Raw genomic sequence first — 20408 nt, 5'->3', positions numbered from 1 at the left:
GTCCCGCGGGCGGCGGTCCCGCGGGCGGGGGCGGCGGCGAGCCGGCTGGCGGGCCTGCGGACGGCGGCGGACCGAACGGTGGCGGCTGTTGCGTCATGCCTCGACCATGACCGCAGAGTACGAAGATTGCGCCAGCGAAATGTCAGGATCATGTTTGCGTACCGCGGGGTGCGATAGTCAGCGCATGGCACTTCGTGGCGACAAGGTCCCCTCCCGCACCCTCGACGAGCGCGCCGACGCCAACGCGTTCCTGGGCCTCGCCAATCCGGCGATGGGCCACGAGGTGAACGCGCCGCTCGACCGCATCGCGGCCGAACCGGTGCCGGCCGACGTCGCCTACCAGCTGATTCACGACGAGCTGCTGCTCGACGGCAGTGCGCGGCTGAACCTCGCCACGTTCGTCACGACGTGGATGGAGCCGCAGGCCGCGCAGCTGATGGCTGACGCGGCGGACAAGAACATGATCGACCAGGACGAGTACCCGCAGACCGCCGCCATCGAGAACCGGTGCATCGCGATGCTGTCGCACCTGTGGCACGCGCCGGATCCCGGGATCGCGACGGGATGTTCGACCACCGGGTCCAGCGAGGCCTGCATGCTCGCCGGCATGGCGCTCAAGCGAAGGTGGGAACAGCGCGTTGGCGCCGACCGGACGCGCAGGCCCAACCTCGTGATGGGCGCGAACGCGCAGGTGTGCTGGGACAAGTTCTGCCGCTACTGGGACGTCGAGGCGCGTCTCGTGCCCGTCGACGGCGACCGGCTGCACCTCGGGCCGGCCGAGGCGGCGGCGCACTGCGACGAGAACACCATCGGCGTCGTCGCGATCCTCGGCTCGACGCTGGACGGCAGCTACGAGCCGGTCGCCGAGATCGCCGCCGCGCTCGACGAGCTCGCCGCGAACGGCGGCCCGGACGTCCCGATCCACGTCGACGGAGCCTCCGGCGCGATGATCGCGCCCTTCCTGGACCGCGACCTCGTCTGGGACTTCCAGCTGCCGCGCGTGGCATCGATCAACACGTCGGGGCACAAGTTCGGTCTGGTGTATCCCGGGGTCGGCTGGGCGTTGTGGCGCGACGCCGACGCGCTGCCCGAAGAGCTGGTGTTCAACGTCAACTACCTCGGCGGCAGCACGCCGACGCTCGGGCTCAACTTCTCCCGCCCCGGCGCCGAGGTCATCGCGCAGTACTACATGTTCTTCCGGCTCGGCGTGGAAGGCCTGCGCGCCGTGCAGCAGTCCTGCCGCGACGTCGCCACCGCGCTGTCGACGCAGATCGGCGGGATGGGCCCGTACCGGCTGATCTCGAAGGGCGACGAACTGCCCGTCTTCGCGTTCACCACGAACGACGACGTCGACGGCTGGGACGTGTTCGCGGTGTCGCGGGGGATGCGCGCGTACGGCTGGCAGGTGCCGGCCTACACGTTCCCCGCCGACCGCACCGACCTCGCCGTGCTGCGCGTCGTGTGCCGCAACGGTTTCTCGCACGATCTCGCCGACCTGTTCGCGCGTGACCTGCAATCGGTCACGGATGCGCTGCAGCACGACGCCGGCGCGATCGGCCGGACCGGTCCGGAGTCGTTCCACCACTGAGCGCGCCACTGACAGCCCGATGTGTGATGTCACATCTCGGCATGGACGGTCTGTGCGGGTCGGTTGGAACTGACGTACCCATTCGACCGCCAGCCTGGAGTGAAGCGTGCCCTCTCTGTTCGATCCGATCGACATCGGCAAGCTGACCCTGCCGAACCGCATCGTCATGGCGCCCCTCACGCGCAACCGCGCCGGCGACGGGCAGGTGCCGCAGGACATCGCCGTCGAGTACTACGCGCAACGAGCCGGTACCGGGCTCATCGTCACCGAGGGCACGCAGCCGAGCGGGGTGGGCCAGGGCTACCTCAACACCCCCGGCATGCACACCGACGCGCAGCGCGACGGGTGGGCGCGGGTCGCCGACGCGGTACACGCGCGGGACGGTCACATTTTCGTGCAACTCATGCACGCGGGTCGGATAGCCCACCCGGACAACAAGCCGGTACGCGAAATGGTCGCGCCGAGCGCGATCGCCGCGCCCGACACGATGATCACGGCCTCCGGCCCGCAGCCGTACCCGACGCCACGCGCGCTGGCCACCGAGGAGATCCCGGGCGTCGTCGCCGAGTTCGTGCACGCCGCGCAGCAGGCCGTCGCGGCCGGTCTTGACGGTGTCGAGATCCACGGCGCCAACGGTTACCTGGTGCACCAGTTCCTCGCACCGTCCAGCAACGAGCGCACCGACGGCTACGGCGCCACTCCGGCGAACCGTGCCCGGTTCGGCATCGAGGTCGTCACCGCCGTGGCGCAGGCCATCGGTCCGGAGCGGGTCGGCCTGCGCATCTCGCCGGCGCACAACATCCAGGGTGCGCTCGAGACGGACGAGCGGGACACCGCGGCGACGTACCACGCCTTCATCGACGCGATCCGCCCGCTCGGGATCGCCTACCTGTCCTACCTCGCCGACCCGCGCGCGGCGCTGACTCGCGACCTGCGGGCGCGGTTCGCCGGTCCGGTCATCGCGAACAGTGGCTTCGCCGACGTCACATCGCGCGATGCTGCGCAGCAGATCCTCGACGAAGGCCTGGCGGACGCCGTGGCGGTCGGCCGGCTCGTCATCGCCAATCCGGACCTCGTCGAACGCTGGCGCACGGATGCGCCGCTGAACGAGCCGAACGCCGACACGTTCTACGGCGGCGGCGCCGAGGGTTACACCGACTACCCGTCCCTCACCTGACAGGTCGCCCCAACCCTAGGTGATCAACAGCAGCTTATGGTCGTCAGGACGACCCGATCCTGCTGTTGATCACCGGGGATGGGGTGGGGCTGGGCCGTTCAGCCGGCGAGCGCTACTGCTGCGTGCTGGGGCGCCGCCGTCACCCGGTGCAGGCGACGCGCGCCCTCGATGGCGAACACGCAGCACAGGATCTGCACGACGACGAACAACGCCGGCACGCCCAGGCCCAGCAGTGCGCCGGACAGGGCCGGCCCGATCACCGTGGCGAAGGTCTGCGCGGCGCTCAACGCGGCCAGGGTGCGGCCTGCGGCACCGGCGGGTGCGAGTGACGCGGCGAGTGGTTGCAGCACCGGCGCGAGCATCGTTTCGCCGACGCTGAACAGCGCATACCCCGCGATCACGAGCACCGACGCGGACGACCGGTGCAGCATCGGCGCGGCCAGCACCGTCCAGACGCCGATCCACACCAGGGCGCAGGTGGCGAGCAGCACCGCTGGCGACTTCGTGCGCGTCGCGCGGACAACCGGCGCCGTCAGCACCGAGACGAGCACGGCGTTGACGGCCACGGCGGTGCCGAGCGTCGTGGCCGGCACGTGCAGCACGCTGAGCACGTACGCCGGCAGCCCGGAGTCGAACTGCGCGTAGCAGGCGAGCATGAGCAGCACCGTCACGGCAAGCATCGAGCGCACCCCTGGGGCGCGCAGGACGGCGCGGTAGCCGGGCTCGCTGCCACCGTCCGGCACAACGACCTGCGCGCGCTCGGTGTGCCGGCCGACCGCCGCCACGAGCATCGCGCTGGCGATGCTGCACACCGCGGCGAACGCGTAGGCGGGCCGGCTGCCGGTCGGGCTGGACAGGTCGACGACGTAGCCCCCGACCAGGCCGCCCAGCGCGAGGCCCAGGTTCTGCCCGATGAACTGCCAGGCGAAAGCGTCGCGGCGGCGTCGGGCAGGCGTGAGCGCCAGCACGAGCACCGAGATGGACGGCTGCACCATGGCCAGCGCGGCGCCGTAGCCGAATGCCGCTACCCACAGGCCGACGGCCGTGCTGGCGTACATCAGCGCGACGATCGTGGCGACCATGGCCAGCCGCGCAACTGTGGCGACGACAACCGGGCGTCGCGTGTCCGCGAGCCGCCCGGCCGTCGGTGCGGCGAGCAGCGCGCCCAGCGCGAAGGCGGAGAACGTCACGGCAGCCGTGGAGGCGCCGAGATGGCGCGCGTCGGCGATGTCGGCGTACAGGAAGGGGAGCACCGCGCCCCAACCGACGGCGCCCAAGGAGGCACCGGCGATCAGGACGACGAGTTGACGGATGGTGGGCTGACGGACCAACTGGCGGAGCACTGAACTATCCACTTCGATTAGCAACACTTCGATCTAAAACTTCGATATCGAAGGTAACTATCGGTTGCCCCGGTTTAATCCTGAGGGGTCGCGCGGGTGACGGCCGACACCCCCGTGGCGCGGCGGCACTAGGGTTTGCCCATGACGCGTCGCACGCCGTGGGCGGAGTACGAGCGCGCGGTCCGCGTCTACACCGACGTCGGTGCCGCGGAGACGGTGCAACGCATCGTCACGGCGCTGTCGCGGCTCTCTCGCCGGCTGGACGTCTTCTACAGCAGGCGCTTCGACGCGATCGACATCTCGCGCACCGAGTGGCCGGTGCTGCAGGCGCTGGCCTTGGAGGGCCGGGGCGGCAGCTCGCACCCGTCGCTCCTTGCCGACGCGGCCGGCGTCTCAGCGTCCACGATGACGCACCGGCTGGACCGGATGCTGGAGCGCGGCCTGATCGAGCGGGTGCCCGACGCGCAGAACCGCACCCGGATGAAGGTGTCGTTGACCCGCGACGGCTGGGACCTGTTCCGTACCGCGGTGCTCGACGTCGAGCACGACGAGAGCGGCGTCTTCGCGCCACTGACCGACGCCGAACGGCAGACGCTCGCGCGGCTGCTGGAGAAGGCATTGGCCGGGCAGGACCAGCACGACGTCAAGCGCCGCGCGCAGCAGTAATCAGCCCGCCGCGCTCAGTCCTGCTGCGCGAAGTCCTTCTGCCGGATCGTCGCCAGCGCAACGACGCCCGAGGCCAGCACCAGGATGGCCGCGACCAGCAGAATGAAGTTCAGTCCGGTGGTGAACGCCGATGTCGTGATGTGCTCGATCTTCGGCCGGGTCGCAGCCGGCGAGCTCTGCACGGCCTGTCGCACCGCGCCGCCGGTCACCGCCTTGGTGAGCTGTGCGGCGTGCGAGGAGAGCTGCGGCACGCCGTGCACGAGGCGGGTGATCTCGTCGGTGACCTTCGTGGTGAACAGCGTGCCGAGCAACGCGATACCCGTGGCGATGCCGACCTGCCGGAAGGTCGAGTTGATGCCCGAGGCCATACCGGCGTTCTGCGGCTTGACCACACCGATCGCTGTCGACGCCAAGGGCGGATTGACGAGGCCGACACCGACGCCGGACACGATCAGCCCCGGGATGAGGTGCGTCCACAGCGAGGACGCGTCCAGTCCGCGCATCAGCAGCAGACCCACACCGACGATGAGCAGCCCCGGCCCGACCAGGAACCGGATCGGGACGCGTGAGGTGAGTCGGCCCGCGATGGCCGCGACGACGAAGATGCCGCCGGACAGCACGAGCAGTCGCAGGCCGGTGCCGAACGGGCTGAAGCCGAGGACGTCCTGCACGTAGAGGGTCAGGTACAGCAGCAGCGCGAAGATCGACGCGCTCAGCCCGAAGGCCGCGATCGCCCCGCCGGTGAACGTCGGCTTGCGGAACAGCGAGAGATCGAACATCGGCGACTTGCCGCGCCCCTCGATCAGCAGGAACGCCGCCAGCAACACGCCGGCCGCGACCAGGCAGCCGATCACCCGTGCGTCGTGGAACGAGCGCTCGCTGCTCTCGATGAGCCCGTAGATCAGGCTGGCCAGCGCGACCGTGAACACCACGAAGCCCAGCCAGTCGGGCCGGCGTGCGTGCGGTGCCTTGGATTCGGCCACTCGCGCGATGGTGATCACCACGGCCAGCACGCCGATCGGCAGGTTGACGAAGAAGATCCACCGCCAGGACAGCCCGGACGTCAACGCGCCGCCGAGCAGCGGGCCGATCGCCACGGCGAGGCCGGTGATCGCGCCCCAGATCCCGAACGCGGTCCCGCGGTCCTTGCCGCGGAACGCATCGGCGAGCAACGCCAGCGAGACGGAGAACATGATGGCGCCACCGATGCCCTGCAGGGCACGGGACAGCTGCAGGAACAGGGTGTTCGTCGCGACACCGCACAGCAACGACGCAAGCGTGAACACGACGAGACCGACGACGAACAGCCTCCGCCGGCCGAACAGGTCGGCGAGGCTGCCCGTGGTGAGCAGCAACGCGGCGAGCGTCAACGCATACGCGTCCACCACCCACTGCAGGTCGGAGAACGACGAGTGCAGTGCCGTCTGGATGTCGGGCAGCGCGACGTTGACGATGGTGACGTCGAGCAACAGCATGAAGGTGCCGAGCGACACCGCGACGAGCGTCCACCACTTGTGCGGCTCGGGACCACGCCGCTGGTCGGCTCCGGCCTGTTGACCGCCGGTTTCCGGACGCGACGCGGACGCGGAGTCCGGGGCTCTTGGGGCGGGATTCGCGTCGGCCTCGTGCGCACCGGGCGGCGTGAGGGTCTCGGCGCGGGACTTCTCGCGTTCGAGCAGTTCGGCCACCGAGACCGTGTTGTCATTGGAGCCGGCCGCACGCTCGTGGCGACCGTTCGTGTCGCCGCTCTGGGTGGGCGCGGACAAGTCGTTGGTGTCGGGCACGGGAACTCCGCCGGTGGAGGTGGGTGGTTACGGATCGGACGTCACATCCGCCATACCCCGACATTACGCGCGCACAACGCGTGGTGACCGATCTGACCGGTCACCACGCGGCGCGCGTATCGATCAGTACCAGTGTCGGCGGCCACCCACCTCACGGCCGACTGCACCGAGGATCGCAAGTATCGCGCCGATGACGATCGCGATGATGCCGAGCGTCCAGACGATGGCGATCTTCGCGACGAACCCGATGATGAGAAGGATGACTCCGAGAAGGATCATGCAGCGCTCCTTTGTGCTGTCGATGACCGCCGTGACCGGCATCACGGCGCACGGCAGAGTCTGACCCGATCACCGCGATTCGAAACCGTCGGGAAGAACTGCCGTCCGGAGCGCGCGAGCGGTCGTTGCACAATGTCGCTCGTGCCAGTTCGCCGGAAGACGGGATCGATGCTCGCCGTCGACACCGCGGACTACCGCGGCGAGGTGCACGTGCAGCTCGACGGTGTTCCGGACGGTCGCGTGCTGGTGTTGCTGCACGGTTTTGCCAGCTCGTTGCAGTGGTTCGACCTCGTCACCGCATCTTTGAACGACACGTTCCGCGTCGTCCGGATGGATCTCGTGGGTCTCGGCGCGACCGGCGGTCCCGCATTGGACGCGCCGGCCCAGGCCGCTGTGGTCGAGGGTGTGCTCGATCAGCTCGACGTGCACGACGTCGTGGTCGTCGGGCACTCCTTCGGTGCGGACGTGGCGGTCGGCGTCGCCGCGACATCACCGCGGGTCGCGCGCGTCGTCATCGTCGCGCAGGCGCCCGACTACTCAGACGCACGCCTGCCGCCCGGTAGCGCGCTGATGACGCCGCAGCTGCTCGGCACTGTGTTGCACCGCATCGCCGTACCGGTCGCGGTCTCGTTGGGCGCAGTGGCGAGCAGGAGCCGGCTGCCGCAGCGCGACCTCGTCGGTCAGGGCATCGCGGACTTCCGCGCGACCAACCCGGGGATGTTCCGCGTCGTCATCCGCGACCGTCGTGAGCGGCTGCGCGTGAATCCGTTGGACGCGCAGCTGCGCGCGATCGGCAAGCCGGCGCTGGTCATCCTCGGCGAGAAGGACTACTTCTACGGCGCGCGCTCCGCGCAGCGTTACCGCGACGTCGGCGCGCAGGTCGAGGTGCTCGCCGATAGCGGCCACTCGGCGATCATCGACTGTCCGGGTGAGGTCGCGGACGCGCTGCGCGGGTTCGCCGGGTGATCGATGCCGCCCGGGTCAGTCGACGCGATGCAACACGGTCTCGGTCGGTGCGTAACCCGGCGGCGTTCCCGGTGCACGCCACGTCAGCGACGACGCGAGCGGCGGCAGCCATCGGGTGTCCCAGATGCCCAGAGCGGTGTCGAGATCTTCGAGCGCGCCACGCAGCTGTGGTGACGACGGCGCGCGCAGGTGTTCGCCCCAGACCCGCACCCGCAGGTCACGCACGAGCGAGGTGGTCGTCTGTACCGCGCAAGCGAGTTCGTTGTCGACCCCGCCCATCGACCGGCTGAACAGGTTTGCCGAGCCGATGCAGGCGAACGCGTCGTCGATCAGGAACAGCTTGGCATGCACGGTGCAGTGCTCGAGGCGGTAGACGGCGACGTTCGCGCGGTGCGCACCGAGCCCGTCGACCACCTTGCGCCGCAGGTCGCGGTTGAGCTTGCGGTTGATCTGGCGCAGATGGATACCCGGGTCGGCGGGGTCGCGGATGCCCGAGCCCAGCATGATGACCTTGACGCCGCGGCGGGCGGCGTCGCGCAGCCGGCCGTAGAGCTCGTAGCTGTGGTCCGCGCCGAGTTCCTCGCCCAGGTACTGATCCTCGAGGTACACGTAGCGGCGTGCTTCGCCGATCGCGGTGGACAGCGTCTCGTAGATCTCGTGCACGCCGGTGCGCGGCAATGCGTTCCACTCGATGGTGCGGCCGGGCAGCGCCGAGGTGAACTTGTGCCGCGGGATCGAGCGCAGCACCTGGACCTGCGTGCCGGCGGCAGCGGTCACCGGTGATTGCGGAGGACGGCTCGGCGGCGTCGGCTGTGCGACGCCCGGGTTGAGCTCCTCCCAGCGCGGCGGCCGGCGCACGAAGTGTTTGCCCGGCAGGGTCGCCGCCTCGTCCCAGCGTCGCGCGAGTACGTCCCACACGCGAGTGGCGCCCGGCCCGCGCAGGCGGACGACGGCGTCGTGCCACCCCCACCGGGCGTTGCGGTATCGCAACGTGTCGTGCGGCGCGGCATCGCGCCGGTCCGGCTCCAGATCGATCCCGCCGACGAATGCCGTCAACTCGCCCGCGCGCGAGACGACGACGACCTTCTGATGATTGGCGCCGGGCAGCGATCCGGAGAAGTCGACGAGCACGCGGCCCTCGAGAGGCGGGTCGCCGCCGTGCCCGGCCGGTTGCCAGGAGCGCAACTCCTGTGCATGCAGTGCGTTCTTGCGGAAGTCACCGAGACCCGCGACGGGCAACGTGGACGCCAGCACCCGTCCGGCCAGCAGCACGCGCACCGTCGCTCCGGCGGCGGCGGCGCGGGCGAGCCGCTCACCGAACGCCTCGTACCCGGGCTGCCCGGGCGCGCGGCCCCGCAGGTCGAGCCACGGGTCCACAGCGAGGTTGCCGATCAACAGCGCGTCCCCGTCGCCGAGATCCTCCGTGGCGGCGAGCAGCTCGTCGAAGTACGCCGCCCCGTCGACGAGCGGGTGCCACTCGGTGTCGTCGACGTAGGTCGGGCAGTCGGCGTCGGCAGGCCGGAGGTACGCAGGCACCTGTCCAGTCAACCGGCCGGGCGCAGCCGCCGACGCAGCGGCCTGGTGCGGCAATTGACCGGCTGATCCCTACGTGTACGCAGCGTGAGTATTAGGTACTTCACTTTACCTGCACTTCACCCTATGCTTTGGACCGGATCATCAAGCCCGGGGTAACGGAAAGGCCTGCTCGGTTGTCTGAGTCGCTGCACGTCCTGCCCGGTCGCCGGTCCGACGGCGCCGCGGAAAGCGACGGAACCCGTCCCGACCTACGGGCGGTGGCGGATCTGCCGACGAACGGCGATGCCTCGATCGGCGAGGTCTCGCTGCGCCCCACCGTCGCCGCCGACGAGGGATTGCTGCGCGAACTGTTCCGGCAGGCGCAGCCCGAACTCGATCAGCTGCCGGAGCCGACGCGCAGTTCGCTGTTGGACCTGCAGTACCGCCTGCAATGCGTGCGCCGATTGAGCCAACGTCCCGAGGCGCGGCAATGGACGCTGCGCGTCGGAGGCGACGCCGTCGGCGCGCTGGTGCTCGACCGGTCCGGGCCGACGACGTGGCTCGTCGACCTCGCCGTCGACGAGTCCTGGCGCCGGCGCGGCATCGCGACGGCCGCCCTGCGCACCGTGCTGGGTGATGTCGACGGCCCGGTGGCGCTGCGCGTTCGCACCGACGATCGCGGCTCACGCGACCTGTTCGAAGCAGTCGGTTTCGGTTACCGACTGTCGCCGCAGCTGTCGGTCGGCGACGTGGAGATGGTGTATCCGGCCGGAGCCGACACGCGCGACTGATTGCTGCCGCGTGCCGGTTGCCGCCGCGCGTGCCGCGCCCGTACGCTGGCGACGCTTGGTGCGTAATTCGAAACGGGTTTCATCATGCGCAACAGAGTTGTCGCCGCGTCCTTGGCCCGGCTGCTCGTCGAGGCACGCTACGAAGTGCTGCCCACGGCGTCGTGTGAGGACGTCGTGCTCGAACACGTCGGCACCGACCGGACGATCACGATCACCGCATCGCCGTCGAAGGGTCTGACCGCGACCCTGCAGCTGACCGAGCGGCTCGCGGCCCAGGGCTACGACGTCGTGCCGCACCTCGCCGCGCGGATGGTGTCCGGACGTCACGAGCTTGCCGAGATCTGCCACCGGCTGCGCGAACTGGGCGTCAGCACCGTCTTCGTCCCGGCCGGGGACGCCGACCCCCCGGCCGGCGACTACCGTGCCTCGCTCGATCTGCTGCACGATCTCGCCGAGCTCGGTCATCCGTTCGCCGGCGTCGGGGTCACCGGCTACCCGGAGTCGCACCCGACCATCCACGACGATCTCACCGTGCAGGCGATGTGGGACAAACGCCAGCACGCCACGCAGATCGTCAGCAACATGACGTTCGACCCCCAGACGCTCGCGGTCTGGCTGCGGCGCCTGCGCGCGCGGGGTATCGCGCAGCCGCTCTACGTCGGCGTGCCCGGTCCGATCGACCGGGCGAAGTTGCTCGGGATGGCCACCAAGATCGGGGTGGGGGAGTCGACGCGCTTCCTCGTCAAGCATCGCCGCACGCTGACCCGGCTGGCCGCGCCCGGCGGCTTCACTGGCGAGCGCTTCCTGGAGAAGCTCGCTCCGGCGTTCGCGCAGGCGGACGCGAACGTCGCGGGCCTGCACGTGTTCACCTTCAATCAGATCGCCGAGACCGAGGCGTGGCGGCGCGACTTCCTCACGCGGTTGAAGGCACCGGCCACGACCTGACCCGGAGTGGGTAGCTAAGCCTTGCGGCGCAACACAGCTGCCGAGGCAAGCGTTCGGAGGTAGGCAATGGCAGACCAAGACGGTCGCGACAAGGTGATCGACCTCGTGGGGCGTGCCCACTCGGCGATGCTGACCACGATGACGTCCGACGGAAGACACGTGAGTCGACCGATGGGAGTGCAGAAGACCGAGTTCGACGGGGACCTGTGGTTCTTCGCCTACGACGACTCGGACAAGGCCACGCAGATCCAGGAGCATCCGCAGGTCAACGTGGCGCTCGCCAACGACAGCAAGAGCGAGTGGACGTCCATCTCCGGCACGGCCGAGATCGTGCATGACCGCGCGAAGGCCGAGACCCTGTGGGCCAAGCCGCTGGAGGCGTGGTTTCCGCAGGGCCTCGACACCCCCAACCTGGCGCTGATCAAGGTGCACGCCGACACGGCGGAGTACTGGGACGCGGCGAACAGCAAGGTCAAGCAGTTGCTGGGTATGCGCCGGGCGATCAAACACGACGACCCGGACGAGTTCCCGGCGGAGAACCGCACCGTCGACCTGTAACTCGTGGGCGACCGCGTCGAGGTGCTCACCCGGCTGGCTGAGGCAGTCGGGTCTGTCAGCGGTGCGCATCCGACCCGCGTTGCCGTCGACGGACCTCCCGCCGCCGGCAAGACCACGCTCGCCGACGAATTGGCGCTCGTGTTGCGCGCACAGGGCCGAAGCGTCATCCGCGCGACGATCGACGACTTCCTGTTCCCCAGGGCACAGCGATACCGGCGGGGGGAGTACTCGGCCGAGAGCTGCTACTTCGACGCCCACGACATCGGCGCCGTGAACCGAGTCTTGCTGGACCCGCTCGGTCCGGGCGGAGACCGACGCTTCCAACACACGGTGTACGACCACGCCGCGGACACAGCGGTGAGCCCGGCGGCAACGACTGCGTGCGCCGACGCCGTGCTGATCTTCGACGGCGTCTTCCTGATGCGTCCCGAACTCATCGATCGATGGGACCTGCGCGTCTTCGTGTCGACCACGTTCGAGAAGACCCTGGACCGTGCCGTCATGCGGGACCGCGGAACGTCATCGCCGGCCGCGATCGAGCGCCGCTGGCGCGAGCGTTACCTCCCGGCCCAGCAGCTCTACTTCGCGATCGCCAGGCCGACCGACCACGCGGACGTCATCGTGCACAACGACGAACCCGTGAAGCCGGTCCGAGAATGCGACCGATAGCCGCTGGACAGACTGGTTCTGTCAGACCCCTGTTCTAATGTGTTCGGTATGGGCGAGGACGTCGTTTCGAGCATGGTCGGGCCGCTGCGCGCGGCACTCGATCACCTGCTGGACGCGTCGTTGACCATGCTGGGTTCGGTCGAGGTGACGCAGCTGCTGCGCGAGCTGGAGGTGCAGCGGCGGCGGTTGGTCGCGGTCGATCATCGGGTGCTGGGCGAGGTTGACGAGCGGGGGGTGGCCGGGGAGTACGCGCGCTCGAGTACCGCGGACCTGCTGGTGCAGATGCTGCGGGTGACACCGGCCGAGGCGAAGGCCCGGGTGCGCCAGGCCCGTGCGGTGCAGCCGAACACGACGCTCACCGGTGCGGTCACGCCCGCGGTGTTGCCGCGCTGCGCGGCCGCGGCGCGGGCGGGGGAGATCTCCGCTGCGCACATCACGGTGATCGCCACGGCCACTGACCGGGTCTCGCGTCGTGTCGCGCACGAGGTCGTGCCGGTGTGTGAGCAGTTGCTGGTCCAGGCTGCGCGGCACCAGCACCCGGGCGCGCTGGCGCAGACCGCCGACATGCTGCTCGCCCGCCTGGACCCGGACGGGCGCGCCCCCGACGATGCCGAGCTCGAACGCCGCCGCGGGTTCACCCTGGCCCGGCGTGGTCGAGGCTCGAGCCGCCCGAGCGGGGAATGGACCGCGGAACTGACCGCCCTCTGGGACGCCATCCTCGACGCCCTCGCCGCGCCACAGCCCGCCGCCGACGGCGGCCCGGACGACCGGTCCCCGGCACAACGGCGACACGACGCGATGATCGACGCCGGCAAACGACTCCTGCGCTCCGCTGACCTGCCGACCGCTGGCGGCGCACCGGTCACCGTCCTGCTCCGCATGCCCGCCCAAGACCTCACCGGCACCGACGAGGGCGATGGCGGTGGCGCTCACGCCCGCGTGGGTGTTGCGCAGAGCGCGAACGGTGACCTGTGGCCCACCGCCCTCGTGCAGGCCAACCTCACCGACGCCGCGATCGTGCCCATCGTGGTCGACCACCACGGTGCGGTGTTGTTCTGCGGACGCACCAAACGCCTGGCCACCCCCGCGCTGCGCTACGCCCTCGCCGCCCGCGACGGTGGCTGTTGCTTCCCCGGCTGCGAGCGCCCCGCCGCCTGGTGCGAAGCCCACCACATACGCGAATGGACTGACGGCGGACCCACCGACATCGACAACCTGTGCCTGCTATGCCGCTACCACCACCGCCAATTCGCCCGACACGGCTGGCACGTACAAATGATCAACGGCCGCCCGCACTGGATCCCACCCGCCTTCATCGACCCACAACAAACACCCGTCCACAACACCGTCCACCACGCCGCCGAGATCGACTTCCCCATCGACGTCGACGTCGGCCTGACCGGCTGAGGTGGACCGGAGTGACCGCTGGTCAGGTGACGCGCCGGCCGGGTTACACGCTGGTGTGCGGTCTTCCGAGCGTGTCGAGCTCAGTGGTGTCTGCGCGCGCGTCGGTGATCGTGGGCACCTGGATCGGGCAGAGTCTCCGACCGGTGACCTCAGGCCGGCAGCACGGTGGCGAGTTCGCGCTCCAGGCCGCCGGCGCCGGTCTCGACGACGGTCAACGGCAATCGCAACTGACGTGCCGCGTCCTCGGCCAGCGAACGCAACTCGTCGTCGGGTTCCTGGGCCAGCCACACAACCCGGCGGTACTTGCCGAAATACGTCTCGTGCAGGTCGGGGTAGCGGTCGAGCCCCAGCTCGCGCCACACCGTGCGGGTGAACGAGCGGACGAGGAAGTCGGTCAGCACATAGGTGCCGGGTTCGTCGGCGAAGAACTGTTCCAGTTGCTGCGCGCCACCGTAGACGTCATAGCAGTGCAGGCCGGCCAGCCGGCGCAGGCCGAGTTCAGCGCACACGTCGTCGAGCGCGCCGTAGGTGCCGCAGTCGGCGTAGCCGACGGCCACCGCGGCGTAGTCCGGACGCAGGCGCAAGGCGAGCGCGCGCACGTCGCCGGCGATGCGCTGCGGCTGGTTGTGCAGCAGCGGCGGCAGCGGGTGCACGTCCATGGCCCATGCGCGGCGCGCCGCGATGTCGGCGGCTGTCTGGGCGAGCGCGCCGCACGCGATCAGTGCGACGCGGCCCGCGCGTCCGTCGCGCTCAGCCGGGAAAGGCGAGCTTGTCGACGAACGCGTCGTTGAAATCGGCACGGTCGGAGAGTTCGACATATCGCACCTCCTCGAGCAGTGCTGCTGCGCCCTCACGCTCGCGCCGCGACAACAGCGCCATCTTCGCGCCCTCGCCCGCGACGTTCCCCGCCGACACGATGCGCAGGACGGGCAGCTTCGGCACCAGGCCGATCCGCACAGCCGACGCTGGTGACAGGTAGCTGCCGAACGACCCGGCCAGCAGCACCTGCTGCACCTCGCGCGCCTCGATGCCGAACTCTTCGAGCAGCAGCGACCAGCCGGTCGAGATCGCGGCCTTCGCGAACTGCAGCTCGCGCACGTCGCGCTGCGAGAGGTAGACGGTGTGTTCGGGCGCGGTATCCGGCGCCGGCCGGTACATGACGAACACGCGTTCCGCACCGATGCTGGTCAGCCGGTCGGCGAGTGCCGGGGCGGCCGACGCGGCGACGTCGTCGGCCACGAAGCGCCCCGACGCGTCGACGAGCCCGACGCGGACCAGCTCGGCGACGACGTCGACCAGGCCGGAGCCGCACAGCCCGACAGGGCTTACGTCGCCGATGACGCCGAGCGTGACCGCAGCGTCCGTCGTCTCGGCCGCCGGGTCCAGCTTGATCGTCTCGATGGCGCCCTCGGCGGCGCGCATGCCACAGCGGATCGCACCGCCCTCGAACGCGGGCCCGGCGGGCGCCGCCGTGGACAGGATGCGCTCGCCGTCACCGAGCACGATCTCGCAGTTGGTGCCGACGTCGATGAACAGCCGCAGCCGCTTGTCGCGGTCCATGCCGGTGGCGAGGATGCCGGCCACGATGTCGCCGCCCACGTAAGCACCGAGCGCAGGAAACAGCGTTGCGCGCGCCCCCGGGTGCAGCGTGAGGCCCAGTTCGCCGACCCGCACCACCGGCGGGACCGCGCAGGACATCACGAACGGCGCGACGCCGAGCGGCTCGGGATCGATGCCGAGCGCCAGCGCGGTCATGGTGGCGTTGCCGGCGATCGCGACCTCGTAGACCTCGGCAGCCGCGACGCCACTCTCTTCGCACACCTCCGCGGCGAGCTCGGCGAGCGTCTCGTGCGCGGCGGTGCGCAGCCGGGCGAGCATGCCCGGATCGAGCATCGTCGCGCTGATCCGCGAGATGACGTCCCCGCCGAACGGCTGCTGCATGTTCAGCCGCGAACGCACCGCCACCGGCGTGCCGGTGACGAGGTCGAGCAGGGTCGCCACCACGGTGGTGGTGCCGAGGTCGAAGGCGATCGCATGCTGGCGCTCGCGGGTGTCGCCGGGCTCGACGTCGACGAGCACCTCGTCGACGACCACTGCGGTGACCTTGAAGTCCGCCTCGCGCAACACCGTCGGCAGCCGACGCACGGCGTGCATGTCCGGCGTCGGCTCGAGGTCGTCGATCGCGTCGAGCAACCGGGCGAGATCCGTGCGTTGGTCGGCGAGCGTCGGCTCCTCGAGCTCGACGTAGCGCTTCTGCACCGCGGGACGCAGGATCACCTGCCGCCCGACACCCACCGTCGCGGCCTTCGGCCGGGTGACCAGCGGCGGCACGTCGATCGTCAGGTCCTGCGTGGCCTGCGCGAGACACGCGAGCCGCCACCCGTCGCGCAGTTGGTCCGCGGTGAACGCCCGGGCGTCGAGCCGGGACACGGGCACCGAGCCGTCGACGACGCGCACCTTGCACTTCTTGCAGGTGCCGTGCCCGCCGCAGGTCGAGTCGATGGCCACGCCGTTCCAGCTCGCGCCGTCGAAGACGGTGACGCCGGGCGGCACCCGCACCGTGCGCGGACTGCCGCCGGTGGGTTGCAGGGTCAGCGCGACCCGGCCGACGCCGTCGTGCTCGACGGAGACCGGTCCGTTCGGCGCGGCGAGCAGGCCCTCGCGCCGCAGGCTGTCGACGTCGACGGCCGGGCCGTCGGTCATGTTGCGGTCGCGGCGGCCTGTTTCGCGCGGTGCGACGCGATCCAGTTCATGCCCCACTCGTCGTGGCCGAGCAACAGGTCGGTGCCGCGCACCGACTCGACGATCTGCGGCGTGCGCGCGTCCATGATCGCGCTGGTCAGTCCGGCGCCCATTGCAAGTGGCAGGAACGCCGCGCCGATCGCGTGCCGCCCCGGCATCCCGAACGACACGTTGGACGCGCCGAGCGTCATGTTCAGCCCGTGCTCGTCACGGATGCGGCGGATCGTCGTCAGCGTCGTCTGCACCACCGACTGGTCGGCGCCGATCGGCATCGCCAACGGGTCGATCACGATGTCGTCGATGGCGATGCCGTACTCCTCGGTCGCCACGCGCACGATCTTGGCGACGAGGTCGAGCCGCTTGTCCGACTCCATCGGGATCTCGTCCGCATCGTTCGGCAGGGCGATGATCGCCGCATCGTGCTGCTTGACCAGCGGCAGGATCTGTTCCATCCGCTCGTCCTCGGCGGTCACCGAGTTGACGAGCGCACGTCCCTGGTACGCCGACAGTCCCGCTTCGAGTGCCTCGACCACGGAGGAGTCGATGCAGATCGGCAGGTCCGTCAACTCCTGGACCATCGTGATCGCCTTCGCGAGCAGCTCCGGCTCGTCGGTGAGCGGTACGCCCATGTTGACATCAAGGACGTCGGCGCCGCCCGCGACCTGCGCTGCGACGTCGCGCTCGATGGCCGACAGGTCCCCGGCGCGCAGCTGCTCCTGAAAGATCTTGCGCCCGGTCGGGTTGATGCGCTCGCCGATCACGACGAACGGCCGCTCGTGCCCGAGCACGACCTCCTTGCTCGCCGAGCGCAGGGTCGTTTCGCGAAGCTGTGCGGCCATCACTTCGGGTCCACGCGAAATCGGGGAGTGCGTTGTGCAGAGCGACGTCGTGGGGTTCCCACTCAGACCCCCGCCATCGCGCGGCGCTTGTTCATCAGTTCCTTGGCCTTCTTCACGGTGGCCGACGCGTCCGCCGCGTAGCCGTCCGCGCCGACCGCGTCCGCGTACTCCTGCGTCACGGGTGCGCCGCCGACCATCACGGCAACGGTGTCGCGGATGCCGGCCTTCTGCAGCGCGTTCATGTTGGCCTTGAACATGGGCATCGTGGTCGTCAGGAACGCGGAGAAACCGACGATGTCGGGCTTGTGCTCGTTGATCGCGTCGACGAACTTCTCCGGCTTCACCTGTACGCCGAGATCGATGACCTCGAACCCGGCACCCTCGAGCATGATGTTGACCAGGTTCTTGCCGATGTCGTGCACGTCGCCCTGCACGGTGCCCATGACGAACTTGCCGATCGTCTGCACTCCGGTCTCGGCGAGCAGCGGCCGCAGGACGGCCATCGCGCCGGCCATCGCGCGGCCGGCGATGAGCATCTCCGGCACGAAGAAGTCGCCGCGCTCGAAGCGTGCGCCGACCTCTTCGAGCGACGGGATGAGCGCGTCGAACAACAGCGACTGCGGCTCCATGCCCTGGGCGAGGGCGTCGTTGGTCAACTCGAGAACGGCTGGCCCGTTGCCGACCAGCGTCTGGTCGTAGAGCCCCTGCAGGATCTCGTCGGGTGTCATCGGGGAACCCCTTCGCAAGCGTCGTGGGTGGCGTGCGGTGCGGTGCCGGGAAAGGCGAGAAACCCAGTCATGCCACTCCTGCCTCGGATCGTTGCCGGTCTCTGTTTCTGGGACGTAGCCGTCGGGTGAGCACTGCGCTCTGGTCGATGAGCAGTCGGCCGATCTCGTCCAGGTTCTTGCGCAGCCGGCCGGTGGGGCCGGAGACACCGAGACCCGCGACGACCGGGCCCTCCAGGCCGCGGACGGGGACGGCGACCGCGTCCAGCCCGATCTCCAGCTCCTCGCGGCTCGTCGCGTAGCCGCGCCGCCGGATCGTGCCGAACTGCCGCAGCAGGGCGTCGGAGCTGCGCAGCGAGTGGGGTGTGGGCGCGTCGAGCCGGCCGACGGGCAGCGGCAGCGTGTCCCACGCATAGAGCACCTTGCCGACCGCCGAGCAGTGCGCGGGCGCGTCCACCTGCATCCAGTCCCGCGCGGCGAGGCGATACGTCGACTCGACCTGCGCGATCTGCACGACGGTGTCGCCCCGCGCGATCGCGAGGTTGACGGTCTCGCCGGTCAGTTCGCCGATCCGGTGCATGATCGGGTCGGCGAGCCGGATCGTCTCTGCCCACGGGTCGTGCCGGGCCGCGTAGAGCGCGAACAACGCACCGGATCGGAAGAACCCGCTCGGGTCGCGCTCGATGAGGTGGTTGTTCTCCAGCGCGGCGAGCAGGCGTGACGTCGTCGACTTGGCCAGGCCGGTCTCGTCGACCAGTTCGCCATAGCTCATCGGACCGTCGGCCTCGACCACGAGGGTCAGCAACTGGGCCGCGCGGTCGACGGCCTGGGTCCCGCTGACGTTCGGATTACTCATACTCTCCGGTAACCAGTGAATCCACATTGTGGAACGGCGATTCCACATTACGGAGCTAGGATGCGTCGCGAACGAACCCCGGTCAAGGAGGCACAGCGATGTTTCGCAATGTCATGCCGCGTTACGAGATCCTGTCCGCGGACGCGATGGCGACCCTCGACGGCGGCTGGCGCAGGCTGGTGAGTGAGGTCGGCGTCGAGTTCATGACCGATCGCGCGCTCGAGCTGTTCCGGGCGGCCGGTCAGCGGGTGGAGGACAACACCGTCTTCCTGGACCCGGATTTCGTGCTCGAGCAGGTGGCGAAGGCGCCACGCGAATTCGACGTCACCGCGCGCAACGCCGCGAACACGGTGCACATCGGTGGCGACACCATGGCCTTCGGCGCCGTCTACGGACCGCCGTTCGTGCGTGAGGGGGACGTGCGCCGCGACGCGACGATGGAGGATTTCCGCAACTTCGCGAAGCTGGCCCAGACCTTCCCGGTGCTCGACTCCGCCGGCGGTGTCGTCTGCGAGCCCAACGACACGCCGCTCGACTCCCGACACCTCGACATGACGTACGCGCTGCAGACGCTGACCGACAAGATCTATATGGGCAACGTGGTGTCCGGCGAGAACGCCCGCGACACCATCGCCATGGGCGCGATCCTGTTCGGTGGTCGAGACGAGATCGAGCAGAACCCCGTCTCGATCTCGCTGATCAACTGCAACTCACCGTTGCGATGGGACGACCGCATGCTCGACGCGCTGTTCGAGTACGCCGCGGCCGCGCAACCGGTGGTGTTGACGCCGTTCATCATGATGGGCGCGATGTCGCCGGTGACGGTTCCGGCTGCGCTCGTGCAGCAGATCGCCGAGGCGCTGTCGGGCATTGCGCTCGCCCAGCTCATCCGCCCGGGCTGCCCGGTGATCTTCGGCTCGTTCATGACGAACATCGACATGCAGTCCGGCTCGCCGACGTTCGGCACTCCCGAGTCCGCGACCGGCCTGCTGTGCACCGGCCAGATCGCACGGCACTTCGGGCTGCCGTTCCGCACCGGTGGCGGCCTCACCTCGTCCCAGGTGCCCGACGCGCAGGCCGGCTACGAGGCGCTGATGACGCTGCTGCCGACCTTCCTCGCCGGCGCCAACTGGGTGATGCACGCCGCGGGCTGGCTCGAGGGTGGTCTCGTCGCCTGTTACGAGAAGTTCATCGTCGACGTGGAGCTGCTGCAGATGCTGCGCGAGCAGTTCACGCCGCTCGAGATCGACGAGGCGTCGTTGGCGTTCGACGCGCACGTCGAGGTGGGCCACGGCGGGCACTTCCTCGGCGCTGCGCACACGATGGATCACTTCCGTACGTGCTTCTACCGCACGATGTTGTCGTCGTCGGACAACTACGAGCGGTGGATGCGCAACGGCGCCGTCGACACGGCCGCCCGCGCCACCCGCATCTACCAGCAGAAGCTGGCCGAGTACGAGGCGCCGCCGCTCGACGACGCGATTCGCGAGGAGCTCGAGGACTACGTCAACCGGCGCCGCACGGAGCTCGGCGACTGAGCCGGTCAGCGCGGGGCGTG

19 protein-coding genes are annotated in these 20408 nt (G+C 69.7%); 10 read left to right on the top strand and 9 right to left on the bottom strand.

The annotated features are described in order from the left end of the window. Window positions 1-184: 184 nt before the first annotated feature. Window positions 185-1588, top strand: coding sequence for a glutamate decarboxylase (locus ACFFCN_RS04730; protein WP_375489975.1), 1404 nt, complete (start codon window positions 185-187; stop codon window positions 1586-1588). A 106-nt stretch (window positions 1589-1694) separates the two neighbouring features. After that, window positions 1695-2765, top strand: a complete 1071-nt coding sequence (locus ACFFCN_RS04725; protein ID WP_375489974.1) for an alkene reductase — start codon at window positions 1695-1697, stop codon at window positions 2763-2765. 98 nt (window positions 2766-2863) lie between these two features. Here the strand turns inward: ACFFCN_RS04725 and ACFFCN_RS04720 are convergent, their stop codons facing one another. Further along, the gene (locus tag ACFFCN_RS04720; protein WP_375489973.1) at window positions 2864-4108 is read right to left on the bottom strand and encodes an MFS transporter; all 1245 of its coding nucleotides are present in this window, start codon (window positions 4106-4108) and stop codon (window positions 2864-2866) included. 141 nt (window positions 4109-4249) lie between these two features. Here ACFFCN_RS04720 and ACFFCN_RS04715 point away from each other — a divergent pair, with 141 nt between their 5' ends. Further along, the gene (locus tag ACFFCN_RS04715; RefSeq protein WP_375489972.1) at window positions 4250-4774 is read left to right on the top strand and encodes a MarR family winged helix-turn-helix transcriptional regulator; all 525 of its coding nucleotides are present in this window, start codon (window positions 4250-4252) and stop codon (window positions 4772-4774) included. Between the two features lie 14 nt (window positions 4775-4788). Here ACFFCN_RS04715 and ACFFCN_RS04710 read toward each other — a convergent pair whose 3' ends face one another. Then, entirely contained in the window at window positions 4789-6558 is a 1770-nt protein-coding gene (locus ACFFCN_RS04710; RefSeq protein ID WP_375489971.1) for an MFS transporter, read from the bottom strand. Window positions 6559-6681: 123 nt separating this feature from the next. Continuing rightward, a complete protein-coding gene (locus ACFFCN_RS04705) occupies window positions 6682-6837 on the bottom strand; it encodes a hypothetical protein (RefSeq protein ID WP_375489970.1) in 156 nt (51 codons plus the stop codon). A 141-nt stretch (window positions 6838-6978) separates the two neighbouring features. On the opposite strand from ACFFCN_RS04705, the gene ACFFCN_RS04700 reads away from it, so the two are divergent. After that, entirely contained in the window at window positions 6979-7803 is an 825-nt protein-coding gene (locus ACFFCN_RS04700; RefSeq protein WP_375489969.1) for an alpha/beta fold hydrolase, read from the top strand. Between the two features lie 15 nt (window positions 7804-7818). Here the strand turns inward: ACFFCN_RS04700 and ACFFCN_RS04695 are convergent, their stop codons facing one another. Continuing rightward, a complete protein-coding gene (locus tag ACFFCN_RS04695; protein ID WP_375489968.1) occupies window positions 7819-9339 on the bottom strand; it encodes a phospholipase D-like domain-containing protein in 1521 nt (506 codons plus the stop codon). Window positions 9340-9596: 257 nt separating this feature from the next. Here ACFFCN_RS04695 and ACFFCN_RS04690 point away from each other — a divergent pair, with 257 nt between their 5' ends. The 5 genes from ACFFCN_RS04690 (at window position 9597) to ACFFCN_RS04670 (ending at window position 13688) form a co-directional block, all read left to right on the top strand. Continuing rightward, window positions 9597-10109, top strand: a complete 513-nt coding sequence (locus ACFFCN_RS04690; RefSeq protein ID WP_375489967.1) for a GNAT family N-acetyltransferase — start codon at window positions 9597-9599, stop codon at window positions 10107-10109. 84 nt (window positions 10110-10193) lie between these two features. After that, a complete protein-coding gene (locus tag ACFFCN_RS04685; protein WP_375489966.1) occupies window positions 10194-11054 on the top strand; it encodes a methylenetetrahydrofolate reductase in 861 nt (286 codons plus the stop codon). A gap of 66 nt (window positions 11055-11120) precedes the next feature. Further along, window positions 11121-11612, top strand: coding sequence for a pyridoxamine 5'-phosphate oxidase family protein (locus tag ACFFCN_RS04680; RefSeq protein WP_375489965.1), 492 nt, complete (start codon window positions 11121-11123; stop codon window positions 11610-11612). A gap of 3 nt (window positions 11613-11615) precedes the next feature. Then, window positions 11616-12281: a cytidylate kinase family protein gene (locus ACFFCN_RS04675; protein ID WP_375489964.1), complete on the top strand. Its 666-nt coding sequence runs from the start codon at window positions 11616-11618 to the stop codon at window positions 12279-12281. Window positions 12282-12329: 48 nt separating this feature from the next. Then, complete coding sequence (locus ACFFCN_RS04670; RefSeq protein ID WP_375489963.1) at window positions 12330-13688, top strand: DUF222 domain-containing protein; 1359 nt, start codon at window positions 12330-12332, stop codon at window positions 13686-13688. Window positions 13689-13837: 149 nt separating this feature from the next. Here the strand turns inward: ACFFCN_RS04670 and ACFFCN_RS04665 are convergent, their stop codons facing one another. The 5 genes from ACFFCN_RS04665 to ACFFCN_RS04645 all read right to left on the bottom strand — a co-directional run bounded on the left by ACFFCN_RS04665 (window position 13838) and on the right by ACFFCN_RS04645 (window position 18850). Beyond that, window positions 13838-14347 carry a DUF1638 domain-containing protein gene (locus tag ACFFCN_RS04665; RefSeq protein ID WP_375489962.1) on the bottom strand — a complete coding sequence of 170 codons (510 nt, stop codon included), beginning with the start codon at window positions 14345-14347 and terminating at the stop codon, window positions 13838-13840. A gap of 91 nt (window positions 14348-14438) precedes the next feature. Next, entirely contained in the window at window positions 14439-16391 is a 1953-nt protein-coding gene (locus ACFFCN_RS04660) for an ASKHA domain-containing protein (protein ID WP_375489961.1), read from the bottom strand. Beyond that, window positions 16388-17269, bottom strand: a complete 882-nt coding sequence (locus ACFFCN_RS04655) for a dihydropteroate synthase (RefSeq protein ID WP_375489960.1) — start codon at window positions 17267-17269, stop codon at window positions 16388-16390. The genes ACFFCN_RS04660 and ACFFCN_RS04655 overlap by 4 nt, the downstream gene beginning before the upstream one ends. Before the next feature lie 62 nt (window positions 17270-17331). Continuing rightward, complete coding sequence (locus tag ACFFCN_RS04650; RefSeq protein WP_375489959.1) at window positions 17332-17997, bottom strand: corrinoid protein; 666 nt, start codon at window positions 17995-17997, stop codon at window positions 17332-17334. A 67-nt stretch (window positions 17998-18064) separates the two neighbouring features. Then, a complete protein-coding gene (locus ACFFCN_RS04645) occupies window positions 18065-18850 on the bottom strand; it encodes an IclR family transcriptional regulator (protein ID WP_375489958.1) in 786 nt (261 codons plus the stop codon). Between the two features lie 98 nt (window positions 18851-18948). Here ACFFCN_RS04645 and ACFFCN_RS04640 point away from each other — a divergent pair, with 98 nt between their 5' ends. Then, window positions 18949-20388 (top strand): trimethylamine methyltransferase family protein, encoded by a 1440-nt coding sequence (locus ACFFCN_RS04640; RefSeq protein ID WP_375489957.1) that lies wholly within the window; start codon window positions 18949-18951, stop codon window positions 20386-20388. Window positions 20389-20408: the final 20 nt, after the last annotated feature.

This window comes from uncultured Jatrophihabitans sp. (assembly GCF_964246335.1).
Taxonomy (GTDB): domain Bacteria; phylum Actinomycetota; class Actinomycetes; order Mycobacteriales; family Jatrophihabitantaceae; genus Jatrophihabitans.
This window is presented reverse-complemented; position numbering and strand designations above follow the sequence as displayed.

Excerpts from the sequence above, each read along its gene's own strand:
- ACFFCN_RS04655 (WP_375489960.1), bottom strand. The coding sequence starts at position 17,269 with ATGGCCGCACAGCTTCGCGAAACGACCCTGCGCTCGGCGAGCAAGGAG.
- ACFFCN_RS04640 (WP_375489957.1), top strand. The coding sequence starts at position 18,949 with ATGTTTCGCAATGTCATGCCGCGTTACGAGATCCTGTCCGCGGACGCG.
- ACFFCN_RS04730 (WP_375489975.1), top strand. The coding sequence starts at position 185 with ATGGCACTTCGTGGCGACAAGGTCCCCTCCCGCACCCTCGACGAGCGC.
- ACFFCN_RS04685 (WP_375489966.1), top strand. The coding sequence starts at position 10,194 with ATGCGCAACAGAGTTGTCGCCGCGTCCTTGGCCCGGCTGCTCGTCGAG.
- ACFFCN_RS04680 (WP_375489965.1), top strand. The coding sequence starts at position 11,121 with ATGGCAGACCAAGACGGTCGCGACAAGGTGATCGACCTCGTGGGGCGT.
- ACFFCN_RS04715 (WP_375489972.1), top strand. The coding sequence starts at position 4,250 with ATGACGCGTCGCACGCCGTGGGCGGAGTACGAGCGCGCGGTCCGCGTC.
- ACFFCN_RS04670 (WP_375489963.1), top strand. The coding sequence starts at position 12,330 with ATGGGCGAGGACGTCGTTTCGAGCATGGTCGGGCCGCTGCGCGCGGCA.
- ACFFCN_RS04665 (WP_375489962.1), bottom strand. The coding sequence starts at position 14,347 with ATGGACGTGCACCCGCTGCCGCCGCTGCTGCACAACCAGCCGCAGCGC.
- ACFFCN_RS04660 (WP_375489961.1), bottom strand. The coding sequence starts at position 16,391 with ATGACCGACGGCCCGGCCGTCGACGTCGACAGCCTGCGGCGCGAGGGC.
- ACFFCN_RS04705 (WP_375489970.1), bottom strand. The coding sequence starts at position 6,837 with ATGATCCTTCTCGGAGTCATCCTTCTCATCATCGGGTTCGTCGCGAAG.
- ACFFCN_RS04645 (WP_375489958.1), bottom strand. The coding sequence starts at position 18,850 with ATGAGTAATCCGAACGTCAGCGGGACCCAGGCCGTCGACCGCGCGGCC.
- ACFFCN_RS04650 (WP_375489959.1), bottom strand. The coding sequence starts at position 17,997 with ATGACACCCGACGAGATCCTGCAGGGGCTCTACGACCAGACGCTGGTC.